Annotated in this window: 26 protein-coding genes; 12 read left to right on the forward strand and 14 right to left on the reverse strand. The window is 69.3% G+C overall.

The window, feature by feature from the left end; all coding sequences use genetic code 11:
• Nucleotide 1: 1 nt before the first annotated feature.
• The gene (gene zapE, locus ACWEWT_RS09630; protein ID WP_452557883.1) at nt 2-1018 is read right to left on the reverse strand and encodes a cell division protein ZapE; all 1017 of its coding nucleotides are present in this window, start codon (nt 1016-1018) and stop codon (nt 2-4) included.
• Between the two features lie 35 nt (nt 1019-1053).
• Between zapE and ACWEWT_RS09635 the strand changes: the two genes are divergently transcribed.
• The 4 genes from ACWEWT_RS09635 to msrB all read left to right on the forward strand — a co-directional run bounded on the left by ACWEWT_RS09635 (nt 1054) and on the right by msrB (nt 5405).
• Nucleotides 1054-1818: a pyrimidine reductase family protein gene (locus ACWEWT_RS09635; RefSeq protein WP_452557884.1), complete on the forward strand. Its 765-nt coding sequence runs from the start codon at nt 1054-1056 to the stop codon at nt 1816-1818.
• A gap of 94 nt (nt 1819-1912) precedes the next feature.
• The gene (locus ACWEWT_RS09640; protein ID WP_452557885.1) at nt 1913-3463 is read left to right on the forward strand and encodes an alpha/beta hydrolase; all 1551 of its coding nucleotides are present in this window, start codon (nt 1913-1915) and stop codon (nt 3461-3463) included.
• 107 nt (nt 3464-3570) lie between these two features.
• On the forward strand, nt 3571-4917 hold the full coding sequence (locus tag ACWEWT_RS09645) for a glycosyltransferase family 87 protein (protein ID WP_452557886.1): 1347 nt from the start codon (nt 3571-3573) through the stop codon (nt 4915-4917).
• 35 nt (nt 4918-4952) lie between these two features.
• Nucleotides 4953-5405, forward strand: coding sequence for a peptide-methionine (R)-S-oxide reductase MsrB (msrB, locus tag ACWEWT_RS09650; protein ID WP_452557887.1), 453 nt, complete (start codon nt 4953-4955; stop codon nt 5403-5405).
• 90 nt (nt 5406-5495) lie between these two features.
• Here the strand turns inward: msrB and hemQ are convergent, their stop codons facing one another.
• The 3 genes from hemQ to hemE form a co-directional block, all read right to left on the reverse strand.
• Nucleotides 5496-6191, reverse strand: a complete 696-nt coding sequence (gene hemQ / locus ACWEWT_RS09655; protein ID WP_063061043.1) for a hydrogen peroxide-dependent heme synthase — start codon at nt 6189-6191, stop codon at nt 5496-5498.
• A gap of 94 nt (nt 6192-6285) precedes the next feature.
• Nucleotides 6286-7644 carry a protoporphyrinogen oxidase gene (locus ACWEWT_RS09660; protein WP_452557888.1) on the reverse strand — a complete coding sequence of 453 codons (1359 nt, stop codon included), beginning with the start codon at nt 7642-7644 and terminating at the stop codon, nt 6286-6288.
• Between the two features lie 183 nt (nt 7645-7827).
• Entirely contained in the window at nt 7828-8883 is a 1056-nt protein-coding gene (gene hemE / locus ACWEWT_RS09665; RefSeq protein WP_452557889.1) for a uroporphyrinogen decarboxylase, read from the reverse strand.
• 307 nt (nt 8884-9190) lie between these two features.
• On the opposite strand from hemE, the gene ACWEWT_RS09670 reads away from it, so the two are divergent.
• On the forward strand, nt 9191-9742 hold the full coding sequence (locus ACWEWT_RS09670; RefSeq protein ID WP_452558091.1) for a DUF3000 domain-containing protein: 552 nt from the start codon (nt 9191-9193) through the stop codon (nt 9740-9742).
• A 38-nt stretch (nt 9743-9780) separates the two neighbouring features.
• Nucleotides 9781-11148 carry an HRDC domain-containing protein gene (locus ACWEWT_RS09675; RefSeq protein ID WP_452557890.1) on the forward strand — a complete coding sequence of 456 codons (1368 nt, stop codon included), beginning with the start codon at nt 9781-9783 and terminating at the stop codon, nt 11146-11148.
• Between the two features lie 47 nt (nt 11149-11195).
• On the opposite strand, the gene dxs is transcribed toward ACWEWT_RS09675, so the two are convergent.
• Nucleotides 11196-13094, reverse strand: a complete 1899-nt coding sequence (gene dxs, locus ACWEWT_RS09680; protein WP_452557891.1) for a 1-deoxy-D-xylulose-5-phosphate synthase — start codon at nt 13092-13094, stop codon at nt 11196-11198.
• Between the two features lie 231 nt (nt 13095-13325).
• On the opposite strand from dxs, the gene ACWEWT_RS09685 reads away from it, so the two are divergent.
• The gene (locus ACWEWT_RS09685) at nt 13326-13991 is read left to right on the forward strand and encodes an SIMPL domain-containing protein (RefSeq protein WP_452557892.1); all 666 of its coding nucleotides are present in this window, start codon (nt 13326-13328) and stop codon (nt 13989-13991) included.
• 23 nt (nt 13992-14014) lie between these two features.
• On the opposite strand, the gene ACWEWT_RS09690 is transcribed toward ACWEWT_RS09685, so the two are convergent.
• Nucleotides 14015-15409, reverse strand: a complete 1395-nt coding sequence (locus ACWEWT_RS09690) for a class I SAM-dependent RNA methyltransferase (RefSeq protein ID WP_452557893.1) — start codon at nt 15407-15409, stop codon at nt 14015-14017.
• Nucleotides 15410-15415: 6 nt separating this feature from the next.
• Nucleotides 15416-17404: an APC family permease gene (locus ACWEWT_RS09695; RefSeq protein ID WP_452557894.1), complete on the reverse strand. Its 1989-nt coding sequence runs from the start codon at nt 17402-17404 to the stop codon at nt 15416-15418.
• A gap of 185 nt (nt 17405-17589) precedes the next feature.
• Between ACWEWT_RS09695 and ACWEWT_RS09700 the strand changes: the two genes are divergently transcribed.
• Both ACWEWT_RS09700 and ACWEWT_RS09705 read left to right on the forward strand, forming a co-directional pair.
• The gene (locus tag ACWEWT_RS09700; protein WP_452557895.1) at nt 17590-18255 is read left to right on the forward strand and encodes a potassium channel family protein; all 666 of its coding nucleotides are present in this window, start codon (nt 17590-17592) and stop codon (nt 18253-18255) included.
• Between the two features lie 2 nt (nt 18256-18257).
• Complete coding sequence (locus ACWEWT_RS09705) at nt 18258-18980, forward strand: potassium channel family protein (RefSeq protein WP_452557896.1); 723 nt, start codon at nt 18258-18260, stop codon at nt 18978-18980.
• 53 nt (nt 18981-19033) lie between these two features.
• On the opposite strand, the gene shbA is transcribed toward ACWEWT_RS09705, so the two are convergent.
• The 3 genes from shbA to ACWEWT_RS09720 form a co-directional block, all read right to left on the reverse strand.
• Nucleotides 19034-19657: an RNA polymerase sigma factor ShbA gene (gene shbA, locus ACWEWT_RS09710; RefSeq protein WP_452557897.1), complete on the reverse strand. Its 624-nt coding sequence runs from the start codon at nt 19655-19657 to the stop codon at nt 19034-19036.
• A gap of 144 nt (nt 19658-19801) precedes the next feature.
• On the reverse strand, nt 19802-20527 hold the full coding sequence (locus ACWEWT_RS09715) for a DUF3159 domain-containing protein (RefSeq protein ID WP_452557898.1): 726 nt from the start codon (nt 20525-20527) through the stop codon (nt 19802-19804).
• A gap of 3 nt (nt 20528-20530) precedes the next feature.
• Nucleotides 20531-20935 (reverse strand): OB-fold nucleic acid binding domain-containing protein, encoded by a 405-nt coding sequence (locus ACWEWT_RS09720; RefSeq protein WP_449904135.1) that lies wholly within the window; start codon nt 20933-20935, stop codon nt 20531-20533.
• 90 nt (nt 20936-21025) lie between these two features.
• Between ACWEWT_RS09720 and ACWEWT_RS09725 the strand changes: the two genes are divergently transcribed.
• Nucleotides 21026-21757, forward strand: a complete 732-nt coding sequence (locus tag ACWEWT_RS09725) for an alpha/beta fold hydrolase (RefSeq protein ID WP_452557899.1) — start codon at nt 21026-21028, stop codon at nt 21755-21757.
• Between the two features lie 40 nt (nt 21758-21797).
• On the opposite strand, the gene ACWEWT_RS09730 is transcribed toward ACWEWT_RS09725, so the two are convergent.
• The gene (locus tag ACWEWT_RS09730; RefSeq protein WP_452557900.1) at nt 21798-22712 is read right to left on the reverse strand and encodes a DUF3710 domain-containing protein; all 915 of its coding nucleotides are present in this window, start codon (nt 22710-22712) and stop codon (nt 21798-21800) included.
• A 1-nt stretch (nt 22713) separates the two neighbouring features.
• Nucleotides 22714-23208: a dUTP diphosphatase gene (gene dut / locus ACWEWT_RS09735; protein ID WP_452557901.1), complete on the reverse strand. Its 495-nt coding sequence runs from the start codon at nt 23206-23208 to the stop codon at nt 22714-22716.
• Nucleotides 23209-23362: 154 nt separating this feature from the next.
• Between dut and ACWEWT_RS09740 the strand changes: the two genes are divergently transcribed.
• Nucleotides 23363-23800, forward strand: a complete 438-nt coding sequence (locus ACWEWT_RS09740; protein WP_452558092.1) for a DUF3093 domain-containing protein — start codon at nt 23363-23365, stop codon at nt 23798-23800.
• Nucleotides 23801-23813: 13 nt separating this feature from the next.
• Here ACWEWT_RS09740 and ACWEWT_RS09745 read toward each other — a convergent pair whose 3' ends face one another.
• The gene (locus ACWEWT_RS09745) at nt 23814-24116 is read right to left on the reverse strand and encodes a DUF4193 domain-containing protein (protein WP_452557902.1); all 303 of its coding nucleotides are present in this window, start codon (nt 24114-24116) and stop codon (nt 23814-23816) included.
• Between the two features lie 393 nt (nt 24117-24509).
• On the opposite strand from ACWEWT_RS09745, the gene cei reads away from it, so the two are divergent.
• Complete coding sequence (gene cei / locus ACWEWT_RS09750) at nt 24510-25190, forward strand: envelope integrity protein Cei (protein WP_452557903.1); 681 nt, start codon at nt 24510-24512, stop codon at nt 25188-25190.
• A 24-nt stretch (nt 25191-25214) separates the two neighbouring features.
• On the opposite strand, the gene ACWEWT_RS09755 is transcribed toward cei, so the two are convergent.
• Nucleotides 25215-26126: an inositol monophosphatase family protein gene (locus ACWEWT_RS09755; protein WP_452557904.1), complete on the reverse strand. Its 912-nt coding sequence runs from the start codon at nt 26124-26126 to the stop codon at nt 25215-25217.
• Nucleotides 26127-26169: the final 43 nt, after the last annotated feature.

The following is a 26169-nucleotide window of genomic DNA, read 5'->3' on the forward strand; positions in this document are numbered from 1 at the left end:
ATCAGGCCGGGACCTCGAAACGTGAGAGCGCAAGCAGCCGGGAGATCGCGCGCAGGTACTTCTTGCGGTATCCGCCGTCGAGCATCTCCTGGGAGAAGATCTCGTCCAGTTTCGCGCCGGAAACGGTGACCGGTATGCCCGCGTCGTAGAGCCGGTCGGCCAGCACCACGAGGCGCAGTGCCACCGCCTGATCGTTCACCGGGTGCACCCCGGAGACGAACACCGCGGACACACCGTCGATCAGCGCCCCGAACTTGGAGGGGTGCAGCGTGCTCAGATGGCGGAGCAGTGCGTCGAACTCGTCGAGCGTCGCGCCGGACGTGGCCGATGCCCGCTCGTTCAACTGCGCGTCGGTACTGGGTTCGGGAGCGGGCGGCAGGTCACGGTGGCGGTAGTCGGGGCCGTCGACCCGCACGGTATCGAAGATGGACCCGAGCTTCTTGATCTCGCGCAGGAAATCCTGGGCCGCGAACCGGCCCTCACCCAACTGGCCGGGCAGGGTGTTGGAGGTGGCCGCCACCGATACCCCGCGCGCCGAGAGTTCGGTGAGCAGCCGGGAGACGAGCATGGTGTCGCCGGGATCGTCGAGTTCGAATTCGTCGATGCACAGCACACTGTTCGCCGACAACCGCTCGACCGCGCCGGCGAACCCGAGCGCGCCGACCAGATTGGTGAGTTCGCCGAAGGTCCCGAACGATCGGGGCGCCGGGGCGCTGTGGAAGATCGAGGCCAGCAGGTGGGTCTTACCGACGCCGAAGCCACCGTCGAGGTACAGGCCCGCGCCCTGAGTCGGTTTCTTCTTCCCGAAGAGGGACTTCTTGTTCACGGCCTTGTGGATGGCGGTGACCTTGTCCGCGAACGCGCGGGCCGAGGTGACCGCCGCGGCCTGGCTGGGCTCGTTCGGATCGGGAATGTAGGTATCGAAACCGACCTCGTCGAACATGGGCGGCGGTACCATCTGGGCGACCAACTGGTCGGCGGGGACCTCCGGACGGCGGTCGACGAGGCGCATCGGCATGGACGTAGCCTAATGACGTGGTGTGAGCTGTCGGTATGCAGCGTATCCCCGATGCGATCCAGCTCACAGACCTCGACAACGACGCGCTCGCCGATCTGTACGCCTACCCGGGCGGACGGGAAGAGAGTTGGCTGCGGGTCAATTTCGTCGCCAGTATCGACGGTGCCGTCACCGGTTCCGGCGGCGTCTCCGATGCCCTCGGCACACCGGCCGACAAACGGGTGTTCCATCTGCTGCGCGAGCTGTGCGACGTGGTGCTGGTCGGGGCGGGCACGGTACGCGCCGAGAGCTACGGGGGCGCGCAGACCGATACCGAGCTGCGCCGCGATCTCTTCGCCCGGGGCATCGGCGGTCATCCCGACGGCACCCCGCCCCCGATCGCGATCGTGACCGCGTCCGCCGCGCTGGACCCCGGCCACCGGGTGATCACGACCGCACGTACGCCGACCCTGATCCTCACCACGGCGGCCGCACCCGCCGAGCGGGTCCGTGCCCTCACCGACGCGGGTGCGGAGGTGATCGAGACAGGCGACGAGGCCATCGCACCGCACGCGATACCGGAAGCGCTGGCCGCGCGCGGGCTGCGCCGCGTGCTGTGCGAGGGCGGCCCGCAACTGTTCGGATCACTGGCGGCCGCGGGCGCCGTCGACGAACTCTGCCTGACCACCGCGCCGCTGCTCGTCGGCGGTACGGCACGCCGGATCTCGTTCTCCCACGAGGAATTCGGGCTCCGCATGACCCCGGCGCATCTGCTCTACGACGCGGACGGAACGCTGCTCACCCGCTGGGTGCGCGGGTGAGCAGCGGCGGCGGGAGCTCGCGGCGGTGACGGCCGCGCGGGCGTGGGACGTCCCGCTCGGGCGAATCCGATCCGGACCTGGCAGGGTGTAGCGCATGCGCTGGACTCGGGCAGTGGTGCCGGCCTCGGCACTCTTGATCATGATCGCCGGATGCGGTGCCGGTCCGTCGGACCGCCCGCACGTGGCCGTCGAACGTCCGCCTGTACCAGGCGATTCGACTACATCGGCCCAGGTACCGCCGCCACCCGCCGCCGAAGTACCGAAGCAGGATCTGCCCTGGCGTGAGTGCACCCGTGAGACATTCGACCAATCCGGGATGGGTCCGGGACCGGCCGGGCTGGTGCTGGAATGCGCCGACTTCTCCACTCCGATCGACAGCGCGGGTTCGGTCCTGGGCAACTTCCGCGCCGGTGCGGTCCGCGCCCGGCTACCGCAGACCCCGCCCGACGCCACTCCGGTGGTACTGACCTCCGGAGTGGACCGGTCCTCCGGCGCCACTCTCGCCGGACTGGCCAGCGGTCCCGCGAACGCGCTGCTCACCGCGCACCCGGTGGTCGCGGTGGACCGCCGCGGTATCGGATCGTCCCAGGCGATCGATTGCCTGCCCGCCGATATCCGCGGGGGCCTGCAGGACAATGCCCAATTCGGCCCGGGTGGTGATCCGGTGACCGGAATGTCGGACCTGTCCCGCAACGGAACCATCGCCTGCCGCGATTTCCTCCAGCCCTACGACGGCACCTTCGACGCCGCCCACGCCGCCGACGATATCGAGCAGTTGCGGCGGGAGTGGGATGTCGAGCACATCGCGCTGCTGGGTACCGGAAGCGGCGCCCAGGTCGGGCTGGAGTACGCCCGGAAATACGGTGACCGGCTCGCTCGGCTCGTCCTCGATTCCCCCACCCCGGTCGGTGTGGACACGATCACGCGGACCGAAACGGCGGTCCAGGGCGCCGAAGCAGCGCTGTCGGCGTTCGCGCAGCAGTGCGCCGGGATCTCCTGCTCGCTCGGACCCGACCCGCGCGCGGCGGTGACCGCCCTGGTGCAGAAAGCCACCGACGGACAGTTGGGCGACATCTCGGCAAACGCGGTCCGCACGGCCGTGACCGGGTTCCTGGGCAGCCCCCGCGCGGATCAGACCGGCCGCGTCGGCGAATTCGCCGACGCGCTGTCGGCCGCCGGCCGGGGCGATACGGGGGCCCTGAAGGCGATCATCGACCAGCAGGAAGCCGATATTTCGAGCGACGGACAGTTCGTCAACGGCTGCACCGATATGCCGCAGAGCCCGCCCGCGCCCCAGATCACCGATCTGACCGGTATCTGGGGGCAGAAGTATCCGGCGTTCGGACGCGCCACCGCGTTGTCGATGCTGGCCTGCTCGGCGTGGCCGGTCACCGAGGCACCGCCGGCGCTGGAGAAGCTGGAGCTGCCGGTACTGGTGCTCACCGGCATCGCTGATCCGGTCACCGGAACCGCTCAGGCGTCGGTGACCGGCGCGCTGGGCGCCGCGGGGGCCCGCAGCTCGACCATGACGTGGCAGGGCTGGGGTCATCCGGTGAGCACCCATTCCGGATGCGCGCAGACCGCGCTCGTGAACTATCTGAAGGACGGCCGGCTGCCCGGCGACGGCACCGCCTGCCCGGCCTGATCGCGGCCCCTGGACGCTTCTCGAGCAGGGCCTCCATGTGCGTCTGACCGGCGCGTCGAGGGTGGGTCCCGGCAACACCACGGCACCGCCCGGTGTACCGTGCCGTGGTGTTCCTTCGACAGCTCGAGCCCCGCACTGCTCGAACAACCGCCGACGTGATCCGGTTCGCGCTCTGGCCGCTGGCGGTCATGACCGTGCTGAACCGGGTGTTCATCAAGGCTGTCAACGGTTTCATCACCGATGACTACAAGCCGGTCTACCAGGCCTCGCTGGACTTCCTGAACGGGCGTGAGGTCTACACGGCGAATTTCGACTGGGTGGATCCGCACTATCTGTATCCGCCCAGCGGCACCTTGCTGATCGCGCCGATCGCGGTGATCGACTACGAGAAGTCGCGCTGGCTGTTCATCCTGCTCAACGCTGTCGCCATCCTGATCGCCTGGTACCTGCTGCTGCGGTTGTTCAACTACACGCTGCGCTCGATCGCCGCGCCGGTGCTGCTGCTCGCGATGTTCCTGTCCGAGACGGTGATCAACACACTCGTGTTCACCAATGTCAACGGATGCCTGCTGCTGGCAGAGATCCTGTTCCTGATCCTGCTGTTACGACGCCGCGATGTATGGGCAGGTGTAGTGCTCGGTCTCAGTATGGCCGTGAAACCCACGCTGGCGCCGCTCCTGCTGATCGCACTGGTCCGCAAACAGTGGACCCTGGTCGCCACCGCGGTAACCGTTCCGATCGCGCTGACCGCCGTCGCCTGGCCGCTCTCCCGTGACCCGGAACGGTTTTTCACCCGCACCGCGCCGTATCTGTTCGAGACCCGGGACTACTTCAACAGCGCCATCCCCGGTAACGCGGAGTACTACGGTCTGCCGCCCTGGCTCACCTGGACCATCCGGCTCACCATGGCCGTGCTGGTGCTGGTCTCGCTGTGGATCCTGTACCGCTACTACCGCTCCGACGAGCTGTTCTTCGTCACCACCGCCTCGGGCGTACTGCTCACCGCCTCGTGGCTGCTCGCCTCGCTGGGGCAGATGTACTACTCGATGATGCTGTTCCCGTTCCTCATGTCGGTGGTGTTGCGCAATTCCGTACTGCGCAACTGGCCGGCCTGGCTGGCGGTGTTCGGATTCATGTCCTACGACAAATGGCTGTCCGACCGCTGGCCCGATATCGGCCGCAACCTCGAGTACCTGCGCATCACCTTCGGCTGGGGCCTGCTGCTCGTCGTCGTGTTCTGTGTACTGGGCGAGCGGTACCTGGCGGCCCGCCGCGAGGGCCGGTTGCCGAACCTGGATCCGGTATGGATCGCGGACGCACCCGATTCCCGGGACGGCGGCACGGACGATTTCGCCGCACCGGCACCACCCGACCGGTCCCAGGTTCCCGCCGCACCGGTGGACCCGCCACCGGCCGGTACCCGGGTCGCCGAGACGCAGAGCGTCCACGGCTGAGACGCGGCGGCACACCGACCGCGTAGCGTGGGGGTATGAGCTCCGAAACGGACGCGACCGATACCTCCCTGCCCGCCCCGAAGATCCAGTTGAGCCCGCAGGAATGGCGGGCGAAACTGGATCCCGCGGAGTACGCGGTGCTCCGCGAAGCAGGCACCGAACGGCCGTTCACCGGTGAATACACAGATACGAAGGCCGAGGGCGTGTACAGCTGCCGCGCGTGCGGCGCCGAACTGTTCCGCAGCACGGAGAAGTTCGAGTCCCATTGCGGGTGGCCGTCGTTCTTCGATCCGGCGGACTCGGACGCGGTACTGCTGCGCGAGGACGATTCGCTGGGGATGCGCCGTGTCGAAGTGCTGTGCGCGAACTGCCACAGCCACCTCGGACACGTCTTCGAGGGCGAGGGCTACCCGACACCCACGGACAAGCGGTACTGCATCAACTCGATATCCCTGCGGCTGCACCCCTCGACCAGCACAGCGGAGTGAACTCACCGTTTGCCGAGCGGTACATTACGTAACCGCCACCCGGCGGGCATGCCCCCAGTTCCGGGGGGTCGCGCCGGGTGGCCGGGAAGATCAGGGCAGCGCGGCGACGAGCTGGTCGAGTTCGACCCGCGGCCCGGTGTAGAACGGGGTCTCCTCCCGGACGTGCATCCGAGCCTCGGTGGCGCGCAGATCACGCATCAGATCGACGATCCGGTGCAGTTCCGGCGCTTCGAACGCCAGAATCCACTCGTAGTCGCCGAGCGCGAACGAGGCGACGGTATTGGCGCGCACATCGGGGTAGCCGCGCGCTTCCTTGCCGTGGTCGGCGAGCATTTTGCGGCGTTCGTCGTCGGGGAGCAGATACCACTCGTAGGACCGGACGAACGGATACACACAGATGTAGTTCCCGGCCTCCTCACCGGCGAGGAATGCCGGGATATGGCTCTTGTTGAACTCCGCGGGCCGGTGCAGCGCCACATTGCTCCAGACCGGGGTGCTGGCCCGGCCGAGTTCGGTGGTGCGCCGGAAATCCGCGTAGGCCGCCTGCAGATCCTCGACCCGTTCGGCGTGGGTCCACACCATGAAATCGGCGTCGGCGCGCATTCCGGCCACGTCGTAGACTCCGCGTACCACGACCCCGCGGTCGGCCAGGCCGTCGAAGAACTCGCGGGCCTCCTTCAGCGCCGTCGCGCGGTCGTCCCCCAGGACTCCGGGCCGCACCTGGTACACGGAGAACATGAGATAGCGGATGGTGGAGTTGAGAGACTGGTAATCGAGTCGCGCCATGACCCCATGGTGCCACTCGCCCCATCTCACACAGGGCGGGGCCGGGTGATCGGGCACCTGCCCGCACCGCCTCCGTGCCGTGACTGCACCGCTTTCAGGCCGATGCCGTGCTCCCGGCCGCGGCGATACGGGTCGCGGCGTGCGTCGCCGCGGCGACGCAGGCCGGTACTCCGACTCCGTGCAGATAGGCACCGGTCACCGCGAGATCATCGAAACCGGCCAGCGCGGACTCTATTTCGGCGACTCGTTCGGTATGCCCGGGCGCGTACTGGGCGAGCCCACCCGGCCACCGCTGCACGATCGCGGAACGCGGGCCGATCGGGACCCCGGTCACCGTCGCGAGATCGGCGGTGGCGGCATCGATGAGTTCGGCATCGGACAGCCCCAGCACCGCGTCGTCCCCGAAACGGCCGAAGGAGACCCGCACCAGCGCGGTATCGCGGGCGGCCAGATGCGCCCATTTCCGGCTGGACAGGGTGAACGCCTTGGCGCGCAGCGGCTCCCCGGTCGCCACCAGGACACCCGAATTCGGCGGCAGCGCCGTATCCTTCGGCAATTCGAGCGCGACCAGCGCCGAAGAGGACAGCTCGATACCGGCGGCCGCATTCGCCGCCGCGGGCGCGATATCGACCAGCAACCGGGCCGTCACCGGAGCCGGGGTCGCGAGCACTACGGCCTCGAACTCCCCTATCGGCTCCACTGCCCAGCCACCGGGAATCCGCCGGAGACCGGTGATCGCGGTATCCCGGACGGTCGTCGCCGCCGTACGCACGGCCAAGGCATCCAGCAGTGCGCCGTAGCCGTCGCGCAGCGCGCCGAAGACCGGTGCGTCCGACGGCGGGGGCAGCACGGCCGTGACCGCCTCGGTGAGACTCGCGGCGCCCCCGTCCAGCGCGGCCGCCAGTGCGGGCAGGGCCGCGCGGACCCCGATGGAGCGGGCACTCCCCGCGTACACACCACCGAGTAGTGGGTCGACGCTGCGTGCGACGGTCTGCTCCCCGAACCGGTCGGCCACCAGCGCGTGGACATCAGTATCGGCGCCGGGCCGCCAGGTCAGCGGGCGTTCGGGTTCGGCCGCGATCCGCGCGACCGTCTCGTCGTCGACCAGCCCCGCCACGGCTGCCGCGGAGGCCGGGATACCCATCAGGGTCCGGTCGGGCAGCGGATGGGTTCGCCCGCCCGACCAGATCAGGGGCCGCAGGCCCACCGGGTGTACCAGCTGCTCGGCGATACCGAGTTCACGCAGGAGTTCCGGCACCTCCGGGCGGCGGCCGACGAACGCCTCGGCACCGAGATCGACCGGTTCTCCGGCGATCTGGCTGGTCCGCAGGACCCCGCCGATCCGGTCCCGGGTGTCGGCCACGGTAATCGCGGCCGATTCGCCCAGCAGGCAGCGCAACCGGTACGCCGCGACGAGCCCGCTGATCCCCCCACCGACCACTGCGATTCTCATACCCCGACCGTATCCGGCGTGACCACGCCGGGAGATCCCGCCCTCCGGGCACGGGAACAGTCCCCCTCGGCCGCCGGACGAGCAACTGGTCTGTGAATCCTTGCGATAACGAGCAGGTTTCGACCCGGTACGGCATGAAGAAGCCGTGAGTTCCGCCGGGTACCGACGCACCCGGCGGTGGTCTCACAGTTCGTGGATCAACTCGACCAGCGCGGTCAGCACTCCCGGATCGGTATCCGGGAGGACTCCGTGGCCGAGGTTGAAGATATGGCCGGCGGCCCCCATGGCCATGGCCGCGTCCGCCTCCTCGGCGATCCGGCGGGCCTCGGCCTCCACCACCGGCCAGCCCGCGAAGAGCACCGCCGGATCGAGATTGCCCTGCAACGCCTTCCCGGCCCCGACCCGGCGCACTGCCTCGGTCAGCGGCACCCGCCAATCGACGCCGACCACATCGGCGCCGGCCTCGCCCATCGCGCCGAGCAGCTCTCCGGTCCCGACCCCGAAATGGATCTTGGGCACCTCGGCCTCGGCGAGTTCGGCGAACACCCGCTCCGAATGCGGCAGGACATAGCGGCGGTAATCGACCAGTGAGAGCGCTCCGGCCCACGAGTCGAACAGCTGCACCGCATCGACCCCCGCCGCGAGCTGGGCACGCAGGAACACGATGGTGATATCGGTGAGTGCCCCGAGCAGCGCGTGCCAGGTCGTCGGATCACCGTGCATCATGGCCTTGGTGCGCTCATGGTTTTTGCTCGGTCCGCCCTCCACCAGATACGACGCCAGCGTGAACGGCGCACCCGCGAAACCGATCAGCGGCGTCTGCCCGAGCTCGCCGACCAGCAGCCGCACCCCCTCGGTCACCGCGCCCACTTCCTCGGGTCGCAACCGCGGCAGGGCCTGCACATCACCGGTCGTGCGCACGGGCGAGGCCACCACCGGGCCGACGCCCGGCACGATATCGAGATCGACTCCGGCCGCCTTGAGCGGAACGACGATATCGGAGAACAGGATGGCCGCGTCGACTCCGTGACGACGGATCGGCTGCATGGTGATCTCACAGACGAGCTCCGGGTCGAAACACGATTGCAGCATCCCGGTACCCGCCCGTACCTCGCGGTATTCCGGCAACGACCGGCCCGCCTGGCGCATGAACCACACCGGCCGCCGAACCGGTGCGGCGCCGGTGGCGGCGGCCAGGAACGGGGCATCGGACAACCGGCGGCGCGTATATGTGCTCATCACCCGCCATCGTATGCGGCGCCCGCGTAACCCGGTGCGCATGCCCGCACCCCACAGCGGGGACCACCGGCCGCCCCCGATCCGCCGTCCCGGGCGGGCGGCCGGCGGCCGTCCCGAACGGGTTGCGCGGTGTTTACCACGAGTGGGCGCGCACATGCAGCAACAACGGTCGCCCGGCGCGCCTCCGCACGCCCCGGGTGCTTCGGGTCTACCGTCATTCCCCGTGACACCGCTCGATATCCGCGACGGCGCACCCGACGACGGGTCCGGCGACGAACCCGCATCGTTTCGTGCCGCCGTCTCGGCGATGGGCGCCGCGTCCGTACACCCGCGGATCGAGCTGTCCCCGATCCGTCCGCCGCAGCGTCTCGCCCCCTACTCCTATGCGCTCGGCGCCGAGGTGATCCACGAGGACTCGCCCGTCGTACCGATCGATTCCGACGGGGACGCCTTCGGGCGCCTCATCCTGCTCCACGACCCCAACGGTGACGAGGCCTGGCACGGCGTATTCCGCCTGGTCGCCTATATCCAGGCCGATATCGACGGCGCGCTGGCCGCCGATCCGCTGCTGCCGGAGGTCGCCTGGAGCTGGCTGGTGGATGCCCTGGAATCCAGGGAGGGACCGTTCACCGCGCTCGGCGGAACGGTGACCTCCACCAGTTCGGTACGTTACGGCGATATCGCCGGTCCGCCCCGCGCGCACCAGCTGGAACTGCGGGCGTCGTGGACCGCCCGCAGCACCGAGATGCGGCCCCATGTGGAAGCGTTCGGGGAAGTCCTGGCCTATGCGGCGGGTCTGCCACCGGCCGGGATCACCGATCTACGTCCCTCCCCGGCCGGCGATACCGACCGTGGTTGAATCTCGGACGTAGCCCCGGCCACGTAGAGTGGCCCTTTATGCCGGTAGTAGAGGAGCCCGAACACCTGTCCGGTGACCACCCGGATGGTGGCACCGGCCTGCCTCCGGCGTCCGGTCCGGAGCCCCAGGACCACTCCGGCGCGGCGGCGCCCGAGTCCGAGCCGTCCGAGCCGACGGCCGTTCCGTTGCTGGTACCCGCCGAAGGAATACCCCCGATCTGCCGCACCGCTGAGGACGTGGCCGCGGCCGCGGCCCGGCTGGCCGCCGGTTCCGGGCCGCTGGCCGTGGACGCCGAACGTGCCTCGGGGTTCCGGTACTCGTCGCGGGCGTATCTGATCCAGCTGCGCCGCGCGGGTGCCGGCACCGTGCTCATCGATCCGATACCGGTGGCCGACGCGTTGGCACCCCTGGCCGCAGCGATCAACGGTCTGGAATGGATTCTGCATTCGGCCGACCAGGACCTACCCGGACTCGCCGACCTGGGGTTACGGCCGACTGCGCTGTTCGATACCGAACTGGGTGGGCGGCTGGCCGGATTCCCCCGGGTCGGTCTGGCGGCCATGGTCGAGCAGTTGCTCGGCCGGGCACTGCGCAAGGGTCACGGGGCCGCGGACTGGTCCACCAGACCGCTTCCGGAGGCCTGGCTCAACTACGCCGCGCTGGATGTGGAACTGCTGATCGAACTCCGCGCGGCCGTGGCCGCGTCATTGGCCGAACAGGGCAAAACCGAGTGGGCCGCGCAGGAATTCGAACATATCCGGCTACTGGAACCCGCCGCGCCGAAACCGGACCGCTGGCGGCGCACCTCGGGTATCCATACCCTGCGCCGGGCGCGTCAGCTGGCGATCGTGCGCGAACTGTGGACCACCCGCGACACCCTGGCCCGCGGCCGGGATATCGCACCGTCGCGGATCCTGCCGGATTCCGCGATCATCGCGGCCGCGAAAGCCGACCCCGCGACCATCGGGCAGTTACGGGAACTACCGGTCTTCGGCGGCCCACGCCAGCGTCGCTACTCCCGCGAATGGCTCGGCGCGGTGGAACGAGCCCGCCTGCTGCCGGACGAGGACCTGCCCCGGATGAGTCAGCCCTACGACGGTCCGCCCCCGGTGAACCGCTGGGATCGCCGCGATCCCGCGGCCGCGGCCCGGTTGACCCGGGCCCGCGCGGTGATGACCCGGATATCCGAGCGGGTCGCGATACCGGTGGAGAATCTGCTCTCCCCCGATCTGGTGCGCCGGCTGTGCTGGGACGGTCTGCCCGATTACCGCGGTGGCCCGGAGGCCGCCGGTGAGGTCTCCGCGGCCGTGGACGGTTTCCTGAAAACCCACGGCGCCCGGCCCTGGCAGCGGGAACTCGCCGCCGAGCCGCTGGCGACAGCTCTGCTCGACCAGCCCGAGGACTGACGGGCGGACGACTCCCCACGTACCCGGGAGGTGCCGGTCCCGCAGGATCAGGGTGCGTCCAGCCAGCCGGTGATACGACGGGCGATATCGGGGGCCGTGAGGCCGAGTTCCTGCCGGACCTGGGAGATACTGCCGTGATCCAGGAACTCCTGCGGGATACCGATATCGCGCGCGGGCACGTCCAGTCCGGCGGCACGCAGCCGAGACGATACGGTCGCGCCGATCCCGCCGTGCAGGCCCCCGTCCTCCAGCGTCACCACCAGCCGGTAGTTCTCGGCCAGTTTGACGACGGTGTCGGACACCGGTAGCACCCAGCGCGGATCGATGACCGTGGCGGTGATCCCGTCGGCCTCCAGCAGCTCCGCGGCCTGCAGTGCGGCCGGCACCAGCGCACCGACGGCGACGAGCAGCACATCACCGCGCTGTGCCTGCGCCGACGGTCCCTCACGGTCCGGCAACCACAGCACGTCCACCCCGTCGAGCCGTTCCATCGCCCGGATCTCGGCACCCACGTTGTCCTTGGGGAACCGCAGAACCGTCGGCCCGTCGCTCACCGCCAGCGCCTCGGTCAGTTCCTCGGCCAGAGTCGCGGCATCGCGCGGGGCGGCGACCCGGATGCCCGGCACGATGCCGAGCAGCGACAGATCCCACATACCGTTGTGGCTGGCGCCGTCGGCGCCGGTGATACCGGCGCGGTCGAGCACCAGCGTAACCGGCTGTTTCAGCAGGGCCACGTCCATCAGCAGCTGATCGAAGGCCCGGTTGAGGAAGGTCGAGTAGATGGCCACCACCGGATGCAGCCCACCGAGCGCGAGACCCGACGCGGAGGCGAGCGCGTGCTGTTCGGCGATACCGACATCGAAGAGCCGGTCGGGGAAGCGGTCACCGAACGCGGACAACCCGGTGGGCCCCGGCATGGCCGCGGTGATCGCGACGATATCCGCGCGGCGCTCGGCATGGGTGATGAGTTCGGAGGAGAACACCGAGGTCCAGCTGACCGCGGTTCCGGTACTCACGGATTCGCCGGTGAGCGGGTCGATCGGACCGCAGGCGTGCATCTGATCGGCCTCGTGGTTCTCGGCCGGTTCGTAACCGTGCCCCTTCTGGGTGACCGCGTGCACCACGACCGGTCCACCGAAATCCTTGGCATGTCGCAACGCCGATTCGAGCGCGACGAGATCGTGCCCGTCGACCGGACCCACGTATTTGAGACCGAGATCGCTGAAGAGCTCCTGTGGGCTCACCGCGTCCTTTATCCCGGCCTTCACCGCGTGCACCATCGAATACGCGGAATCGCCGACGCCCGGAATACTTTTCAGGAACCGGCGGCCGGTGTCGAGCATATGCTCGTACACCGGCTGGGTACGCAGCGCGGTGAGCCGGTCGGCCAGACCGCCGATGGTGGGCGCGTAGGAACGGCCGTTGTCGTTGACCACGATGACCACGGAACGGTCCGGGGCGGCGGCGATATTGTTCAGCGCCTCCCAGCACATACCACCGGTGAGCGCCCCGTCACCGACCACGGCCACGACGTGCCGGTCCTGCCCGGTGAGCGCGAACGCCTTCGCCAGACCGTCGGCGTAGGACAGCGATGCCGAAGCGTGCGACGACTCCACCCAATCGTGTTCGCTCTCGGCACGGCTCGGGTACCCCGACAGCCCGTCCTTGCGACGCAGGGTGTCGAACCGGTCCTTACGACCGGTCACGATCTTGTGCACATAGGCCTGGTGCCCGGTGTCGAAGATCAACGGGTCCGCGGGCGAATCGAAAACCCGGTGCAGGGCGAGGGTGAGTTCCACCACCCCGAGATTGGGCCCCAGGTGCCCGCCGGTGACAGCGACCTTGTGTACCAGGAATTCGCGGATCTCGGCCGCCAGCTCCCGCAGTTGCGGTGCCGAGAGCCGACGCACGTCTTCGGGCGTATCGACCCGGGAAAGCACTCCCACCTGATTCGCTCCCTCCGGATAGCGCAGTTGATCCGACCAGTCTAGGAGCCGCGGCCGACTGCACCACCCGGGCGGCGGGCCGTATGCACCTCCGTACCGGGCCGGAACCGCGGTCCGGCGTATCGGTCCAGCCTAAGGTGAACGGCGGGTGCCGCGCGAACCGCGTCCCGCCGCGGACCCCGGGACAGCGGCATACCGACGAGCGCCGGAGACCGAACGCGAGGAGACCGGATGACCCAGCCACAGGCGGGAACAGTGACCGTATTCGGGTACGGCAGCGTACGCGCCGCCCCCGATCTGATCGTGCTGACGATCGGCGTCGAATGCCGCGCGAGCACCGTGGCCCTGGCCTATGACCGGGCCGGCCGGAGTGTGACGGCATTGACGGCCGCACTACACGAGGACGGGGTCCCGGGTTCCGATATCGGCACCGGGATGCTCTCGGTGCGCTCGGATACCGCCTGGCAGGACGGCACCTCCCGGGTGGTCGGCTATATCGCGACCAGCTCGCTCACGGTCGCCCTGGCCGCGGCGGCCGATCCCGGGCGGCCCGCCCCGTCGGAGATCGTCGCCCATGCCGTGACCGCGGGCGGCGACGATGCCCGGCTGGGTGGTCTACGGCATACCTTCGCCGACCGGGAGCGTCTACTGGAACGCGCGCGCGACGACGCCTGGGACGACGCACTGGACAAGGCACGGCAGTACGCCCGGCGCGCCGCTCGCGAACTGGGGCCCGTGCTCGAGATCACCGAACACACCGCCGCGCCGCCCCCGCAGCAGTTCGCCGAACCCGGCGGTATCCGCTTGGTCGCCGCGTCCGCACCCACCCCGGTGCCCATCGAATCGGGGGAAACCGAGATCACCGCGTCACTGCGCGCGACCTGGCAGCTGAAGTAGACGTGCGCCGTGTCCGGGCGTACTCACCGTTCGAGGAGCGCAAGACATTCCACGTGATGGGTCGCGGGGAATGCGTCGAACGCCCGCAGCGCGGTCAATTCGTATCCGGCATCCGAATAGAGGCGCAGATCGCGGGCGAAGGACGCCGGATCACACCCGATGTGCACGATCCGGTCCGGTCCGGCGGCCGCCACGGCGTGCACCACGGGCTTTCCCGCCCCGGCCCGCGGCGGGTCGAGTACCACGACCCGGGGTGGTGGTACCCGGTGCTCCGCGGCCCACTGCTCCACCCGGCCGGCCCGTAGTTCGAGCCAGGGCAGATCGCTCAGGGCGGCGTTGCCGTCGGAGACCGCGCCCGGCGCGGATTCCAGGGCCAGCACCGCACCGGTGGATCCGACCTGTTCGGCGAGCCGGGCCGCGAATACCCCCGCACCGCTGTACAGATCCCACGCGGTTGCGCCGGTACCCGGATCTGCCCAGTCGGCGACGATATCCGAATAGCACTGCGCGGCACCGCGATGCGCCTGCCAGAATCCGGCGGCCGATATCTCCCAGCGACGTCCCGCCACGTATTGCACGGCCCGACCGCTGCCCTCGACCACCCATTCGTCGCGGTCGGTCCGGGCGGCGGCCCGCCGGGCCGCGGTACGCCGGCGCCGCGCACCCGGTGTATCCGGCTCCGTACCCGCCACCTCCGCGCGATCGGGAACGGAACGCGGGCCCCGCGCACCGCCGGTGCGCCGGTCCGCCCGGCCGCCCGGCCCGGATCGGCCGCCGTGCCGGTTACCGCCGCGACGTCCGCTCCCCGGCGCCGGTGGCGCGATTTCGACGATATGCCGCGCGCCGGTGTCGTCGATCGCGATCACCAGCTCCGCCCCCGGCGTCCAGCGGCCTCGTTCGATCCCGTCCAGGGCACCGGGCACCGGCTGCGGACAGCGGAGATCGGTCAGGACACCGGTACTGCGGTAGCGGTGCACACCGGCCCGGCCCGCGGCGTCGACCGCGAGCCTGATCCTGGTACGCCAGCCCCCGGTCTCGTCGCCGGACCCGGTGATGGGCTCCACCTCGACCGCGCGCTCGATTCCGGTGATGCGGTTCAGCTGCTCGGCCACCACCGCGGCCTTGAGCCGCCGCTGCGCCGCCGGGGTGGCATAGGAGAAATCACAGCAACCGGCCCCGCCCGGACCGGATACCGGGCAGGTGGCGGGCACCCGGTCGGGCGAGGACTCGACGATCTCCACCGCCTCGGCCCGGCAGAACGTGCCGCCCCGATCCTCGGTGACCAGGGCCCGCACGAGTTCCCCGGGCAGCCCGTGCCGCACGAAAACCACCCGGCCCTCATGGCGGGCCACGCAGAACCCGCCGTGCCCCGGCTGCCCCAGCCGTACCGTCAGCACACGATCACGCCAGGAGCTCATGCCACCTCACCCGTTGTCGCCGTATCCGCGCCGGACCGCGCCCGGCGCCGCGGGTTCGCCCGCGGTGCGCGCGCGGGCCGAGGAACTGAGCTGCCACGGCACACTGGTGACCATCACACCCGGTTCGAACAGCAGCCGGCCCTTCAATCGCAGCGCACTCTGGTTGTGCAGTACCTGCTCCCACCAGTGTCCGACCACGTACTCGGGGATGAAGACCGTCACCACATCGCGCGGCGCATCCTTGCGCACCCGCTTCACGTAGTCGAGTACCGGTTTGGTGATCTCGCGATAGGGCGATTCGATCACCTTCAGTGGTACCGGGTTGTCGCTCTTCTCCCAGTCCCGCACGAGCACCCGGGTATCGTCCTCGTCGACGTTCACGGTGATCGCCTCCAGTGTGTCCGGCCGCCCGGCCCGCGCGTAGGCCAGGGCCCGGCGCGTCGGCAGGTGCAGTTTCGACACCAGGACGATCGAATGGGTGCGGCTGGGGAGCACACCGTCCCATTCGTGCTCCTCCAGTTCCCGGGCCACCGAGTTGTAGTGGTGGTGGATCATCTTCATGATCACGAAGATCACCGCCATCGTGACGATCGCGATCCAGGCACCCGCGAAGAATTTCGTGATCAGCACGATCACCAGGACGGCTCCGGTGGCCACCAGACCCAATGCGTTGATGGCGCGGGAGCGCATCATCCGGCGCCGTTCGGCCGGATCGGTTTCCCGGCTCAGCAACCGGCTCCAGTGCCGGAGCATCCCGGTCTGGCTGAGCGTGAACGAAACGAATACGCCGATGATGTAGAGCTGGATCAGCCTGGTCACTTCCGCGTCGAACGCGATGACGAACGCGATCGCGCCGATGGCCAGGAACAGGATCCCGTTGCTGAATGCGAGCCGATCCCCGCGGGTGTGCAACTGGCGGGGCAGGAACCGCGCCTGCGCCAGGACCGAGCCGAGGACCGGGAACCCGTTGAACGCCGTATTGGCGGCGAGGACCAGGATCACGGCGGTCACGACGGCGACGAAATAGAAGCCCGGAGTGAAACCGCTGAACACCGCGTGCGCGATCTGCGCGATCAATGTTTTCTGGTGATATCCCTCGGGCGCGCCGACGAGTTGCTCCGGACGTTCGGCGAACACCACATGCGCCTGCCGGGCGAGCACGATCATGCCGAGCAACAACACGATGGCGATCGCACCGAGCATCAGCAGCGTTGTCGCGGCATTACGCGATTTGGGTTTGCGGAAGGCCGGTACCCCGTTGCTGATCGCCTCGACCCCGGTGAGCGCGGCACAACCGGAGGAGAAGGCCCGGGCGAGCAGGAAGATCAGCGCCAGCCCGGCCAGATGATCTTCCTCGGCCCGCAGTTCGAAGGCCGACGATTCGGCGCGCACCTCGTCACCCAGTACGAAGATACGGATCAGACCCCACGCGAGCATGGCGAACATACCGAACAGGAAGGCATACGACAGCAGGGCGAACGTCCGTCCGGACTCGCGCACTCCGCGCAGGTTCATCGCGGTGATCAACGCGATTGCGGCCACCGCGAACAACACCTTGTGAGTGGCGATGAACGGGATCGCCGAGCCGATGGTCGACGCGGCCGACGATATCGAGACCGCGACGGTCAATACATAGTCGACGAGCAGGGCGCTGCCGACCGTCAGCCCGGCCGTGGCGCCGAGGTTCGTGGTGACCACCTCGAAATCACCGCCGCCGGACGGGTAGGCGTGCACGTTCTGCCGATAGCTGGTGACCACGATGACCAGTACGACCGCGACGGCCAATCCGAGCCACGGGGCGTAGGCGTAACCGGCCAGTCCGGACACCGACAGCACGAGGAAGATCTCCTCGGGCGCGTACGCGACCGAGGACATCGCGTCCGAGGCGAACACCGGCAGCGCGATTCGTTTCGGCAGCAGGGTGTGGCCCAGGGAGTCACTACGGAATGGCCGCCCCAGCACCAGACGCTTGGTGGCGGTCGTCAACTTCGACACTGGACGGAGCATAAGCCCCCGCGTCCCGCGGCGCCGCGAGGCATCACCGGAAGGCGGGGTTTGACCGCCACCTGCGGGGGGAACGTGGCTGAGGGCGAGAACCAGCGAGTACGGTTCGTTTTCGCAGCAGCCACACGGCTGTTCCACATGCCGTAGGGCAGACCGAGTCAGGAGCGAGGTTCACCGTGTACGTGGTGATCATGGGATGCGGCCGGGTGGGGGCGTCGCTGGCCCGTGCCCTGGTCCGGATAGGCCACGAGGTCGCCGTGATCGACCGCAATCCGGATGCGTTCCGGCGGTTGGGCGCGGATTTCCCGGGTGAACGGGTCGTGGGCGTCGGTTTCGACCGCGACGTCCTGCGCCGGGCCGGAATCGAGCGGGCCGGAGCCTTCGCGGCGGTCTCCTCGGGTGACAACTCCAACATCATCTCCGCGCGGGTGGCGCGGGAGATGTTCGGTATCGAGCGGGTGGTCGCCCGGATCTACGACGCCAAACGCGCCGCGGTCTACGAGCGGCTCGGTATCCCGACCATCGCGACAGTGCCCTGGACGACGGACCGTTTCCTGCACACCCTGATCGGCGACGCGGGCACCACCACCTGGCGCGATCCCACCGGCACGGTGGCCGTCGCCCAGCTGCTCCTGCACGAGGACTGGTACGGGCGCACGGTCAGCGAGCTGGAGGACGCCACCGGAGCGCGGGTCGCGTTCGTCATCCGGTTCGGGCAGGGCATCCTGCCGGACGCCAGGACCGTGGTCCAGGCCGACGACATCGTGTACGTGGCCGCCACCTCCGGTTCCGCCGGTGAGGCCGTCGCGCTGGCCGCGAAACCTCCAGCTAGCAAGGACTGATCATGAAAGTGGCCATTGCCGGAGCCGGGGCCGTCGGCCGCTCCATCGCCCGTGAACTACTGCGTTCGGGACACAGCGTGATGCTGCTCGAACGCCAGCTCGACCATATCGACCGCGAATCGGTCCCCGAGGCGATCTGGGTACACGCCGACGCCTGTGAACTGCAATTGCTCGAGGACGCCGGTCTGCAAGGCTACGAGGTGGTCATCGCCGCGACAGGTGACGACAAAGCCAATCTCGTACACAGCCTGCTGGCGAAAACCGAATTCGGCGTCCGCCGGGTGGTCGCGCGGGTCAACGATCCACGCAACGAATGGCTCTTCGACGATTCGTGGGGCGTCGATGTCGCCGTCTCGACACCCCGCCTGCTCGCCTCGCTCGTGGAGGAAGCGGTGTCGGTAGGCGATCTGGTCCGGTTGATGACCCTGCGGCAGGGCCAGGCCAACCTGGTCGAGCTCACCCTGCCCCCGGATACCACGCTGGCGGGCAAACCGGTACGCAGCCTGACGCTGCCGCGTGATTCCGCGCTGGTCACCATCCTGCGGGGCGGCCGGGTCATCGTGCCGCAGCCCGACGACCCGTTCGAGGGCGACGACGAACTGCTGTTCGTGGTCTCCGCGACCGCCGAGGAGGAACTCCGCGCGGTACTGGCACCGCACGGAGTGGAATCGGTGAGCGGCGGCACCACCACCGGTCTGACTCCCGCGCAGGATGCCGAATACTGACCACCCGACAGCATTCGGCCGATTCGCCGGCCGGGTTATCAGGCCGCGACGGGTTACGCGGCGCGCGCACGCAGCTTGTTCAGCGCCCGATACTGCATGACCCGGATGACACCGGGGCTGGTGCCGATCGCCGCCGCCGTCTCGGCCGCACTCCATCCCAGCACGATCCGCATCACCAGGACTTTCCGATGCACGGGGTTGAGTTGCTGTATCAGTTCGCGGGCCAGCGCACCGCGTTCGGCGGCCAGCGCCCGCTCCTCCGGGCCGGCCGCGGTGGAGATCTCTTCGGGAAGTTCGGCCATGGGGTAGGCCGGATGGATCTGTGCGCCGCGGAACGCATCGGACACCTTGTTCGCCGCGATGCCGTACACGAACGCCAGGAAGGACTTCCCCTGGTCCCGGTAGCGTCCGATCGCCTGGACGGTGGCCATCAGGACCTCCTGCGCCACATCGTCCGCGGTGACGTGCAGATGGGCCGCCGTGCCGAGACGAGTCCGGCAATAACGCTGGACCAGGGGCTGGATCAATCGCAGGATTTCGGCCACGGCGGCGCGGTCACCCGCGGCCGCCGCCGGGACGAGGATGTCCAGTTCGGCAGAGACCCGGCGGCTCTGGGACCGTACCGGGTGCTCACACCCCCGCTCGGGGGGTGAGATCGCGTATTGCTCGGTTCGCATTCGCCAGTCCTCTCGGCAGATCGTCTTCCTGTAGAAGATCGTCCGATGAACGGCGGTCCGGAGATAGACACCAAAGGGTGGGTCCTGGTCCACCCTTTCGGATGAGACGACCCCGCCCGAACGGATGAGACGGCCGGCGCGGGATCAGTCCGTGCCGGCGGAATGCCGCCCGGACGCGGCGGGCAGATGCCCGGCGCGGCGTACCGCCCAGACCGTCACCACCAGCGCGACGGCGGTGAGCGGCCAGCCCATCCCGATCCGCGCGGCGGCGAGCCAGCCGGTGCTGTCCGCGTCGTAGAGGTGCTGCTGGACCAGGTAGCGGGCGCCGAATACGAGCACCCAGGCGACGGTCGCGATGTCGTAGAGACGGACCACTCGCGGGTCGGCACGCCAGTCGCCACCGTGGCCGTTGAGAACGCCCCACACCACACCGACCAGCGGCCGGCGGATCAGGATCGAGATCAGGAACGCGGCGCCGTAGATCAGGCTCGTGTAGATACCGAACAGGAAGAAACCCTTGGCCTCCCCCACCCGCCAGGCGATGAGGGCGCAGATACCCACGCCCAGGAAACCGGAGATCGCCGGCTGGATCGGCTCCCGGCGCACCAGCCGCCAGACCAGGACGGCCGCGGCCACCCCCAGCGCGCCCCAGATCGCCGCGGTGAGCCCGAACAGGGTGTTCAGCGGCACGAATACCAGCACCGGCAGCGTCGAGTAGATCAGGCCGCCGAAGCCGCCCAGCTGCTCCAGCAGGGTCTGCTTCGCCGGGGGCTCAGCGGTGTCGTCGGGCGGATTCTCCGCGGGGGCGGGATCCGGATCGGGCACGGCTCGGGGCAACCGCGTGGTGGCGTACTCGTCGCTCGATGGCATACGTCAGCTGTTTCCGCGCAATTCGTAGTAGGGGTTGAAGATCACCTTACGGCCTTCGCGTTCACCGATCCGGCCGCGCACCATGATGCGCCGTCCCGATTCGATACCGGGAATCCGGCGCCGTCCGATCCATACCAGCGTGATGGCATCGGTACCGTCGAAGAACTCCGCCTGCACGCTCGCTCCCGAGGCCTGCGGACAGGAGTCGACGCTGCGCAAACGGCCCAGCATCGTCGCTTCCTCACCGCGCCGGCACTCCGAGACCCGACAGGCGCCCGAAGCGTCCGCCGTCTCCGCCAGCTCCTCGGCGTCGAGCTGATCGAGATCCTCGGTCAATCTGCGGCCGAGCCTGCGAAAATATCCGGTCGCGGACTTGGCGCCCGCTTTTCTTCCTGCCGCGGAAGACATCGCCTGCTCTCCTGATGCGCGGATGGTATGGGTCGCACACCATCCGAATTTCCTGCTACGGCCCGGCTGTGGCCGTACCCGCCACTGTAGATGGGTACCGGCGGCGCCGCTACGCTCGGTCCGGTGTTCGATTCCCCACGTCCGGCCGTCGTCGTCGCTCTGCCCGGAACCGGTTCCGACGCATACTTCGCCCGGCGCGCGTTCGGTGCCGCATCCGCCGCCGCCGGCCTCGATTTCGTCGCTGTCGACCCCGATCCGCACGCGGTGATCGAGAGCTACCGCACAGCCCTGGACAGCGCCGCGGCGCGCGGCCCCGTACTGGCCGCGGGAATCTCGCTCGGCGCCGCGGTCGCCGTCGAATGGGCCGCCGGCCGGGACCCGGCCGAGATCAGTGGCATCGTCGCGGCGCTACCCGCTTGGACCGGCCCCGATACCGCGGACTGCCCCGCGACGCTCAGCGCCGCGGTGACCGCGGCTCAGTTGCGCGCCGACGGGCTGGAGCCGGTGCTCGAACGAATGCGCGCGAGCAGCCCCGGCTGGCTCGCCGAAGCACTGACCAGGTCGTGGCGGTCGCAGTGGCCCGGTCTGCCCGCCGCACTGGAGGAGGCCGCGCAGTACAAATGGCCGGAGCCCGCCCTGCTGGACGCGCTGGCTGTCCCGATCGCCGTGGTCGCCGCATCGGACGATCCGGTGCATCCGGTGACCGTAGGGCGGGAATGGGCGCGCCGGGCACCCCGTTCGACGCTCACCGAGGTATCGCTGGACGAACTCGGCGCCGATCCGGCCGTCCTCGGCCGGTCGGCCCTACCGCACTTCGTCTGAGTCCTGCTCCCGCCGACAGCGGGAACAGGAACTCCATCGGTCAGTTCCGGCCGAGTTGCTGCATCGCCGACCCCTCCGCGCCACGGCGCGGCTGCTGCGGCTGCTGCGGCGGGAGCACCGCGGGCGTCGGCGACGGCCGCGCCCCCGGCGGCGGAGTCGCGACCTGCTGCTGGGCCTGCTGTTGCTGCTGCTGATGGGCCGCGGTGAGTTGTTCGGCGAGTTGCTGCGGTAGTACCACCGGCAGCGGTTCGCGTACCGGCAGCGCATCGGTACCGCGCCGGATGATCGTTTCGCTCAGCACCGTCCGGGCCGCCACGACCAGCGGCCCGCCCGCCGCGGCCGAACCGGCCGGGCCCGCCGCCACCAGGCGGATCATCCAGCGGTAGCCGTCCACGCCGATGAACCGCAGATCGGCTCCCTCCGTGGCCGCCACCAGTTCCCGACCCCAGGGACCCTTCTCCACCGAGACCCGGGCGCCGTCCTTGCGCAGCGATTCCGCGAGATCAGCGGCGACCGTACGCCACTGTCCCTTGGATTTCGGCGCGGCGTAGGCCGCCACCGTGATGCGGCCGTGTTCGGTGGCCAGATGAACCGCCTGCGGGGTGCCCTGCGGGGTCATCTCGACCTGCAACTGCCCGCCCGGCGGTACCGGCAGGATCACCGAACCCAGATCGAGCCGGGTATCGGTGAAGTTCTCCAGCACCTCGGCGACATCGTCGTAGTCGTAGGGACCACGCCGCTGGGGTTCGGTATCGGGATCGTCGATCGCGGCGTCGTAGGCGTCGCTGTAGGCGGCGCCGCCGTATCCGTCGTCGTAGCTGTCGTCGTAGGACTCGTCGTACTCGGCACGGTGGTACCCGCCCTCGTCGTAGTCCTCGTATTCGCCGGTTTCGTACTCGCCGGTGTCGTGCTCGTCCTCGGATCTGCGTCCGCCGGATTTCCGTCGTCCGAACATGTCAGGCCTCCTTGCCGTCGGCGGCGTCCGCCCCGCCCGGCGTCAAACTCGCGTGTCCCCCACTGGATCCGTGACCGCCCGTGCCGCGCGCCGACTCGTCGAGCCGGTCCACCGCCACGAACTCGACCAGTTCCACCCGCTGCACCAGCAGCTGCGCGATCCGGTCGCCGCGGCGCAATTCGACAGGGGTGCGTGGATCGTGGTTGATCAGGCACACCTTGATCTCGCCTCGATACCCGGCGTCGATCGTCCCCGGTGTGTTCACCACGGATAGTCCGGCTTTGGCCGCCAGCCCGGAGCGGGGATGGATCAGGCCCACGGTGCCCACCGGCAGCGCGACGGCGACACCGGTACCGACCAGTACCCGCTCCCCCGGCTCCAGGACGACATCCTCGGCGGTACACAGATCCACGCCCGCGTCACCTTCGTGGGCGCGCGTCGGCATGGGAATCCCGGGGTCCAGCCGGAGCAGCGGTATCGGTGAGAGTGCGTTCACGTCCGACCAGCCTACGCGCAGGCCCGGCGTGAGTGTCGCTTAGTGTTGAGTCGTGTCCGACCAGCCTCGACCCACCGAAACCGAGCACCGCGCGGAGCGCGAAAGCGAGCACCACGCGCGAGCGGAATCCACCGTCTATCGCGAGCGCCTCTGGGTGCCGCTGTGGTGGTGGCCGGTGGGCTTCGCGCTCGCCGGTCTGCTCGCCGCGGAGATCCATATGGGGGCACCCGGCCTACGGGCCTGGCTGCCCTATGTGCTGCTGTTCCCGGTCCCTGTCTGGGTGCTCCTGTGGATGAGCCGGCATCGGATCGAGGTCGCACCGGACACGTCGGGCACCGCCGAGCTGCGAGTGGACCGGGCTCATCTGCCGGTCTCGTTCGTCGCTCGCGCCACCGTGGTGCCCAAGAGCGCCAAGAGCGCGGCGCTGGGCCGTCAGCTCGATCCCGCGGCCTACGTCCAGCACCGCCCGTGGATCGGCAGCCTGGTGCTGCTGGTGCTCGACGATCCCGATGACCCGACGCCCTACTGGCTGGTCAGCACGCGCCGACCCGCAGCGGTCCTTACCGCGCTCGGGATCCCGAGCGCGGAATGACCTCACGTACCGCTCAGGCCGCGCAATCCATGCAGATGAGCTGACCGCCGGCCTCACTGGCCAGTCGGCTGCGGTGATGTACCAGGAAACAGCTCGAGCAGGTGAACTCGTCGGCCTGTTTCGGGATCACCCGAACCGTCAGCACTTCCTCGGACAGGTCCGCGCCGGGGAGCTCGAACGACTCCGCGGTATCGGATTCGTCGACATCCACGACGGCGGACTGGGCCTCGTTGCGACGAGCCTTCAGCTCCTCCAGCGAATCCTCCGACACTTCGTCGGATTCCGTGCGCCTCGGTGCGTCATAGTCGGTTGCCATGTCGTCTTCCCCTCGTCCTTACTCCGTATATCCGGATCGGCGCACGCTGTCTGTCTCGACCGCGCCCGCCGCCCCGCCGGTGGTGCACTTCACACCCGCACCGGTCCTCTATCAGGGCGGATCCGACGGACCCACCTCCGACAGCGTCCGGACAACGCATGAGTTGCCCTGCTTGTTCCCGCGACCGAACGCCGATTTACTCATGGATATTTCGGTCTGGGCGGCCAGACAATAGCGGACGGTGCGGAAAATGTCGCAATCGAAACCCAGCCGTGTCGAAACCGCTGAGCAATCGATATGCGGCCCGGAGCGTGCCGTGACCGGCCCCGGTAACGCGCCCGGAGCGGCCCGGGTAATGCGCGGCGCGCGGCGGCGGGTACGTACAGTATCGACGTGGTTTCACTGATCACCGAAGGCAGTCCGACGGATGCCAAAGGCCGTCCCCACCCGCGTCGACGGCCGCGGCCGTGGCTGATACTCGTCGTCGCACTCGCGGTCGTTTGCGCAGGTCTGTGGGTCAAGGCGCTCACCACCAACGATGACGACCACACGCCGATGGCGTGCAGTTCGCCTACCCCGGCCACCGATCCCAAGGCCGGACCGCAGCCGCTGCCCGGCCAGCGGGTGGGGCCCGGCCGCCTCGAGGATGTGGAACCCGCCGCGATGGGGGGCACGCAGGTACGTGTCCTGAACGCCAACGGGCAGCGTGGCCAGGCCGCGCATGTCGCGGCACAACTCGGCGATCTGGGTTTCGGTAGCCCGCCCGGCGATCCTTACGGTAACGATCCGGTATACGCCAACGGTGACCTGGAATGCACCGGGCAGATCCGGTTCGGCGAGAGCGGCCGGCCGGTCGCGGCGGCAGTACAGCTCGCCGTACCCTGTGCCGAGTTGGTCGAGGACAAACGGTCCGACAAAACCGTCGATCTGGTGCTCGGGTCGCTGTTCGGTGGTGACCTCCAGCCGAACAACGACGGCGAAGAAGTGCTCCGGCTGCTGAAGAACCCGGTCAGCGGCGAAAGCCCCGCGATCGACCCCGATATGCTCGAAGCCGCCCGGACCGCTCGCTGCTGAGCCCCGGCACCCCGTACGGGGTGCTCAGGACTCCGGGATCGGGGCCGAAACACCCAGCCTGTCGAGCAACGCGAACAGTTCGTCTCCGATACCGGGTGCCGCGGCCACCACGAGCGCCCCTTCGGCCCCGGTCGTCGACATCGGCGGCAACCGCAGCATCGCACCGGCCTCGGCCGCGATGAGCGCGCCGGCCGCCCAGTCCCACGGGTTCAGGCCGTGTTCGTAGTGCGCGTCGACCCGCCCCTCGGCGACCATGCACAGATCCAGTGCGGCCGCCCCGATCCGGCGGATATCGCGCACATGCGGCAGCAGGTCGGCGATACAGGCGGCCTGCCGGGTCCGCCGCGGCACACCGTAGGCGAAGCCGGTGGCGACCAACGCCAGCTGCGTGGAGCGCACCGGGTTGCAGCGTAGTGGCGTATCGGTCCCGTTCGGCCCGACCCGCAGCGCGCCCGACCCGGACGCCGCGGTGTAGACCGTCGACGCGGCGACATCGGCGACCGCCCCGGCGACCGGCCGTCCGCCGCGCACCGCGGCCACCGATACCGCGTACGCCGGGATTCCGTACAGGAAATTCACGGTGCCGTCGATCGGGTCCACCACCCAGACCACCTCGTCGTCGCCCGCCGCGGCCGGATCGCCGCCGCCTTCCTCACCGAGGATGTGATCACCGGGCCGCAGCCGGGCCAGTTCGTCACGGATCAGCTGTTCGGTCTCGGTATCGACCACGGTCACCGGATCGGTCGGTGTGCTCTTGGTGCGGACCGCGGCCCGGGTGGCAGCGGCGGAGGCGAAGACTTCGGGACGGCGGGCCCGGACGTGCGCGGCGGCGATACCGGCCAGATGGGTCGCTATCCGGCGCAGCACATGCGCATCGGCGGGGGCGGGTTCGGTGGCAGCGGTGAGAGACCAAATCGATTCCGGCACGCCCTCCATGGCAGCACAGATCCTGCGGTCGGGGCATTCGGGCGCGCACATT

It is taken from the genome of Nocardia sp. NPDC003963 (assembly GCF_053605105.1).

Coding starts and splice junctions, on each gene's coding strand:
- zapE (WP_452557883.1), bottom strand. CDS start 1,018: ATGCCGATGCGCCTCGTCGACCGCCGTCCGGAGGTCCCCGCCGACCAG.
- ACWEWT_RS09635 (WP_452557884.1), top strand. CDS start 1,054: ATGCAGCGTATCCCCGATGCGATCCAGCTCACAGACCTCGACAACGAC.
- ACWEWT_RS09640 (WP_452557885.1), top strand. CDS start 1,913: ATGCGCTGGACTCGGGCAGTGGTGCCGGCCTCGGCACTCTTGATCATG.
- msrB (WP_452557887.1), top strand. CDS start 4,953: ATGAGCTCCGAAACGGACGCGACCGATACCTCCCTGCCCGCCCCGAAG.
- hemQ (WP_063061043.1), bottom strand. CDS start 6,191: ATGGCGCGACTCGATTACCAGTCTCTCAACTCCACCATCCGCTATCTC.
- ACWEWT_RS09660 (WP_452557888.1), bottom strand. CDS start 7,644: ATGAGAATCGCAGTGGTCGGTGGGGGGATCAGCGGGCTCGTCGCGGCG.
- hemE (WP_452557889.1), bottom strand. CDS start 8,883: ATGAGCACATATACGCGCCGCCGGTTGTCCGATGCCCCGTTCCTGGCC.
- ACWEWT_RS09670 (WP_452558091.1), top strand. CDS start 9,191: ATGGGCGCCGCGTCCGTACACCCGCGGATCGAGCTGTCCCCGATCCGT.
- ACWEWT_RS09675 (WP_452557890.1), top strand. CDS start 9,781: ATGCCGGTAGTAGAGGAGCCCGAACACCTGTCCGGTGACCACCCGGAT.
- ACWEWT_RS09685 (WP_452557892.1), top strand. CDS start 13,326: ATGACCCAGCCACAGGCGGGAACAGTGACCGTATTCGGGTACGGCAGC.
- ACWEWT_RS09690 (WP_452557893.1), bottom strand. CDS start 15,409: ATGAGCTCCTGGCGTGATCGTGTGCTGACGGTACGGCTGGGGCAGCCG.
- ACWEWT_RS09705 (WP_452557896.1), top strand. CDS start 18,258: ATGAAAGTGGCCATTGCCGGAGCCGGGGCCGTCGGCCGCTCCATCGCC.
- shbA (WP_452557897.1), bottom strand. CDS start 19,657: ATGCGAACCGAGCAATACGCGATCTCACCCCCCGAGCGGGGGTGTGAG.
- ACWEWT_RS09715 (WP_452557898.1), bottom strand. CDS start 20,527: ATGCCATCGAGCGACGAGTACGCCACCACGCGGTTGCCCCGAGCCGTG.
- ACWEWT_RS09720 (WP_449904135.1), bottom strand. CDS start 20,935: ATGTCTTCCGCGGCAGGAAGAAAAGCGGGCGCCAAGTCCGCGACCGGA.
- ACWEWT_RS09725 (WP_452557899.1), top strand. CDS start 21,026: ATGGGTACCGGCGGCGCCGCTACGCTCGGTCCGGTGTTCGATTCCCCA.
- ACWEWT_RS09730 (WP_452557900.1), bottom strand. CDS start 22,712: ATGTTCGGACGACGGAAATCCGGCGGACGCAGATCCGAGGACGAGCAC.
- ACWEWT_RS09745 (WP_452557902.1), bottom strand. CDS start 24,116: ATGGCAACCGACTATGACGCACCGAGGCGCACGGAATCCGACGAAGTG.
- ACWEWT_RS09755 (WP_452557904.1), bottom strand. CDS start 26,126: ATGGAGGGCGTGCCGGAATCGATTTGGTCTCTCACCGCTGCCACCGAA.